Consider the following 505-nt stretch of genomic DNA (forward strand, 5'->3'; position numbering starts at 1 on the left):
GCTTATGCCGGATTAGTTCCAAGTGAGTATTCCAGTGGCGATGTAAGGAAGCAAGGGAAAATAACGAAAACCGGAAATCGCCATGTACGGCGACTGTTAATTGAAGCTGCCTGGAGCTATCGTTATCCCCCAGCTATTAAAGGGCAGTTAAAGAAGAGACAAGAAGGAAAATCACCGGAGATCCAGGCCATTTCATGGAAGGCGCAAAACCGATTAAATAGAAAATACTTTCGTTTATTAGCACGAGGAAAAGCAAGCAATAAGGCAATAACAGCTATTGCAAGGGAATTAGCCGGATTTGTTTGGGCAATCGCTAAAGAAGCATCAATAAGTGAGAAACTTGTAACAAAAGTATCCTAAAATGAGGGAATAGAAGTCATTTAGATTGTGAATAGGGCTCGGAGGCAAAGGTGAAAACCGATAAGGAGAATCCACGGCTTATACTTGTGCTAGTCAGTTGTAATGGCGAACGCACGCAAAAAGTTAGTGGCAGCTCCTTAACGAC

1 protein-coding gene is annotated in these 505 nt (G+C 42.8%); it reads left to right on the plus strand.

Going from position 1 to position 505, the window contains the following annotated elements:
- Positions 1-360: transposase (locus tag ACFQPF_RS11335; protein WP_379749714.1), on the plus strand; the 360-nt coding region annotated here is incomplete at its 5' end.
- Positions 361-505 lie beyond the last annotated feature (145 nt).

Source organism: Fictibacillus iocasae, from assembly GCF_042665465.1.
In the GTDB taxonomy this organism is placed as follows: Bacteria; Bacillota; Bacilli; order Bacillales; family Fictibacillaceae; genus Fictibacillus; species Fictibacillus iocasae.